Source organism: Algoriella xinjiangensis (assembly GCF_900115015.1).
In the GTDB taxonomy this organism is placed as follows: Bacteria; Bacteroidota; Bacteroidia; order Flavobacteriales; family Weeksellaceae; genus Empedobacter; species Empedobacter xinjiangensis.
Genome location: NZ_FOUZ01000029.1, coordinates 1 through 4,320 on the forward strand (window position 1 = coordinate 1; position 4,320 = coordinate 4,320).

Below are 4,320 nucleotides of genomic sequence, written 5' to 3' on the forward strand. Positions count from 1 at the left end.
AAAAAAGAAGTTCAATTAGAACAACCTATACACACTCCAGAAAAGAAAAAAAAGTGGTGGCAATTTTAGATTTACACCTCTTAATTTAGTTGGTTTGTGTGAAGGTATTTATCCAAAACGGCACTCTCACAATATCAACACTTTAACCTAAAAAATTTAGGTAGATAATAATGTTTATGTTTAGTAGGTTTTTAAAATTGATCAATCTTTTATTTTATAATATTTATTAAATTCCTGTTAAAAAATTAACACTTTTTTTATAAATATTATAATTAATAAAATCTATTTTAGTCATAATTACTTTTTAAAACACTAAAAATGAAAAAAATTTTAACTACCTTGTTAATAGCCTTATCTATTACTTCTATTTCATCTTGTGATGAAGATGTCACTAGTTCTTTAATTGAAGAAACTTCTATAAATTCTAATACTCAAAATGGTAGTATTGTAAATGGAAGATTATATTTCAAATCTGAAGATGATTTCAAATCTTATTATTCAAAATTAGATTCTAAAAATTTAGAGCAAATCTCAAATGAATTAGATTCTAAATTATATTCTAAAGATTTTAATTCTTTAGTTCCTTATTTTACTGAATACACTAGTCCTGATGTTATAAAAGAATTTACTGAAACTTCTTTGAATAGTATTACATCTACTTCTCTTACCAATGAAGATATTCTAGACCATTTCGATGACATGGAAGATGTTATAGGTGACGACCTTTTTGCTGCCTTTTTAAATAATAATTCTGAAATTCAAATATCTAATGAAATTTACAAATACACTGATCAAGGGTTATTTATTGCTAGAACTGATAAATATGCTGAATTAAGTGTTATAATGGATGATTACAATGTTCATTCATTAAATGATATATATAATATACAAAAAATAGAAGAACCTTTAAGTTACAATCCTGATGGAGGTTTAGTACAGTTAGAAGACGGTATTTCTCATTATATAAATTACCTTATTCAACCATCTGAAGGAGGTGGAGATGGAGGGGGTTATAGTGGTGGTTCAAATCCTGGAACTAGTACTGGTAATGCACCTGAAAATCTAGAAACTATAGCGAAAAATTTAGCAGAATGCAACTTAAAATCCCCTTTATTAGGTAATATTTTTGGGATAAGTAAAGTTTGTACAAATGAATATGAAAATAGAAAAAGAGTAAAAATAAAATACTATAAAGTTGATTTAAAACTAGCTTATATCATTGGTATAAAAGTTAAAAATCAAAAGAAAGCGGGTATTTGGTTTAATGAAAAAGCAGAGAAATTAGCTTTAGGAATCAATAGTTTATCGTGGGGATATGATCACACAAGTGATTTTACAAAAGTTAGAGAACAAAAGCTTAGTGGTATTGTTACATATTTTATCAATGATATAACTGCTGGCGGAAATAACCCATATAGAGTTTCTGGAAAACAAATATTTAGAGACAATGGATATGGACAAATATCTCATATTGGAGCCTACTACTCTCCTAAGCTCCCATTTGAAAAAAGATTGAAATTAGATGCTGTAATGGAAATAGCTATTGATAATAAAATAGTAAAAAATGAAGAAGAAGCCCGCAATATATTTTATAATTTTATTTTTGACAAAACAAAATCACTTTTTAATTCTTTAAATAATAAACATTTAAATAGAATTGGTGTTGTAATAGCTACACCTAAAGCTAGATGGATTCAATTATATGATTTTTCAAATACGTGTACTGATTGTAAAACTATAGAGCACGTATTTGATTGGGGAATCATGTCTCCAAAATTTACTTATAACTTTGGAACAGGATCTGGACCAAATCCTTTAAATATTGATTGGTCAGGTGATTTCAATAGCCCTGATATTTTAGGAATTAATGCTTATGGAATGGTTAAAAAGTCTGATAAATGGTATGGTAATAAATTTATTTTTAATGAAGATAAATAAATTTATTAATTTGTTATTGTTATTAACAATATTCAATTCTTGTGCTTTAGTTCCTTCAATATCTGTACCCTCATATATTATAGACAGTAATACAAATAATCTGAAATTAAATACAAAAGATGGAAAATGGTTGCTTTGTGAAGTAGCCATTCCATCTAATATTTATACAGAAGTTATAAATGATTCTAAAAGTATATTATCTCCTAAGTTTGGAAATCGTATTTCTTTTTTTTTAGAATCATCAGCACTTATACCTTATAAATTATCATTTGATTTAGATGAAAATATTTTGAATGATATAAAAAATGGTAATGATTTTGATTATTTAATATTATTAGACATTAGTATTAATAAAAATGATTTTGCTGATTATTCTCTTATTCCTTCATCAGATAACAGCGCTCAAAAACAATCCATAAGTAGGATAAATGTATACGACCTTAATACAAGAAAACTAATATATAACAAGCAGGTTAAAGGTATTATAATGTCTAATTCTTCAAGTGGTCCTGTATATACAAAAAACATTAATAAACTTGCTTTTAAAACATTCAATAAGTTATTAAACTCATTCTCAGATGATCTAGAAACACTTAATTAATATATAATATGAAAAAAATAACTTTATTAATAACTTATTTATTATTTTCTCTTTTTACAAATGCACAAGAGTCTTCTGTAGAAAAATCTATCTTTTCTGCACAAACAGGATTCTTAGGTTTTTGGATTAACAATGAATTTAAATTATCTAACAATTTTTCTTTAAAGTCTGAAATAGGACTAGATAGCGGTATATGGGGAGGTGATTTATACGATGGTACAGGGTTTTTATTAACTCCTGTTCTAACTATAGAACCTAGATATTATTATAATTTAGCAAAAAGAAAAGCTAATGGTAAAAATATTTCTAAGAATGGTGGTAATTTTATTTCTCTAAAAACTAATTATCATCCCGATTGGTTTATTATATCTAATAAAGACGTAGATATAATTAGTGATATTAGTTTTATACCTACTTGGGGTATAAAAAGAAATATAGGAGATTCTAACTTTAATTATGAAGCTGGCTTAGGTATAGGTTATCAATATATATTTTATAAAAATGAAGGTTTTTCCAAAAATGAAAGTGATGTTGCTGTAAACTTACATTTAAGAATTGGTTACTATTTTTAATAAAAAACTTATAACACCTTTTATGTAAAATAGCCCTCCGATTGGAGGGCTATTTTTTTACTTCATTTTATTTACTTCTCTGAATAATTCTTTACTATCATTCGGATTTTTATCTACCCATAGCCAAAATTTATTATAAAATTCAGCATCTTTAAGTGTATTATATTGACCTTTTTCGCTTAATTCTTTCCTATATTCTTCTTTTATATCAATTTTGGTTTCAATTCCTTTTTTATAAATGAGAACTAGTGCAAATAAACTAATTAAGCAAAAACTTGCACAATACAACATCCAATTAAACCCTTTTTGTGTTGTTTGAATTGATTTAACTGCTTTCTCAGCAACTCTTTCCAGTTCTGCTACACTTCTATTTACACCAGAATTATCTACTTTGATATCCGCCCTTTTCAATTGCTCTAAATGATTTCTGTTAGCTTGTTCAATTTGAGCAGATAATTGTTCCAATCGTTTGATTTTATCTGAAATAATTTCACTTTCTTCTAAAACCAGTTTCATAAGTTGTTGACTTGTCATATTTATAGTGCTAATTAATATTTACAACGACATTCCTCTATCCATCGAACGTCCAATCTTGATAGCCATATCCGCTATTTTAATAGCTGGTTGTAAAAGCGATAAAACTTGCACCGGCTTTGTAACAAGTTCTTTCGTTAATCCTTTTACAATTTCTGTCTGCATTGTCATTCCTTTAAATGAAACACCTTTCTCAATCATACTTTTCATACCACAATTCTTATGGATTTCAGACGCTTTAAAATCAAGTCCACTTAGTTTATCATAAATCCGAAAACCTTGTAATTTTCCCCCTTTATTAATGGTTGGCTCAATTCGACAACCTTTATCATGCATATTTTGCATATACTCCGAAAAAGTACGCGATTGTTTGACTGAAAGATTATGCTTTTTCAAAATATCAGCTTTCAGTTCTTTATTCAATTCCTTGTCTAATGTGCGTGAAATTTCTTTCTCTTGTCGGACCTCTTTCGCTGTTTTTAATCCATTTTCAAGGGCTATTTTCTCTGCTGAATTTTGTGCTTTAAATCCAATATAACTATCATCTAAAGCTTTTCCTTTCTCATCGATACGATTCGCAATAATATGGACGTGTGTAGCTTTGGTATTTTGATGAACATAGGCAATACATTGATTATTTTCTAATCCTAAGTTTTTCAAATGATCTTGGGTATA

Annotated in this window: 5 protein-coding genes; 3 read left to right on the forward strand and 2 right to left on the reverse strand. The window is 27.3% G+C overall.

Going from position 1 to position 4,320, the window contains the following annotated elements; genetic code table 11:
* Positions 1-318 precede the first annotated feature (318 nt).
* Genes BM072_RS15180 through BM072_RS15190 form a run of 3 tightly spaced genes read left to right on the forward strand, consistent with a single transcriptional unit; the run spans position 319 to position 3,111 of the window.
* Positions 319-1,938 carry a hypothetical protein gene (locus BM072_RS15180; protein ID WP_092910670.1) on the forward strand — a complete coding sequence of 540 codons (1,620 nt, stop codon included), beginning with the start codon at positions 319-321 and terminating at the stop codon, positions 1,936-1,938.
* Positions 1,925-2,539 carry a hypothetical protein gene (locus BM072_RS15185; protein WP_143080497.1) on the forward strand — a complete coding sequence of 205 codons (615 nt, stop codon included), beginning with the start codon at positions 1,925-1,927 and terminating at the stop codon, positions 2,537-2,539. Before BM072_RS15180 ends, BM072_RS15185 begins: the two co-directional genes overlap by 14 nt.
* 8 nt (positions 2,540-2,547) lie before the next feature.
* A complete protein-coding gene (locus BM072_RS15190; protein WP_092910675.1) occupies positions 2,548-3,111 on the forward strand; it encodes a hypothetical protein in 564 nt (187 codons plus the stop codon).
* A 57-nt stretch (positions 3,112-3,168) separates the two neighbouring features.
* Here the strand turns inward: BM072_RS15190 and BM072_RS15195 are convergent, their stop codons facing one another.
* Both BM072_RS15195 and BM072_RS15200 read right to left on the reverse strand, forming a co-directional pair.
* Complete coding sequence (locus BM072_RS15195) at positions 3,169-3,627, reverse strand: hypothetical protein (RefSeq protein ID WP_125112981.1); 459 nt, start codon at positions 3,625-3,627, stop codon at positions 3,169-3,171.
* Between the two features lie 39 nt (positions 3,628-3,666).
* Positions 3,667-4,320 (reverse strand): relaxase/mobilization nuclease domain-containing protein (locus tag BM072_RS15200; protein ID WP_143080498.1); only part of this gene is annotated, 654 nt, incomplete at its 5' end.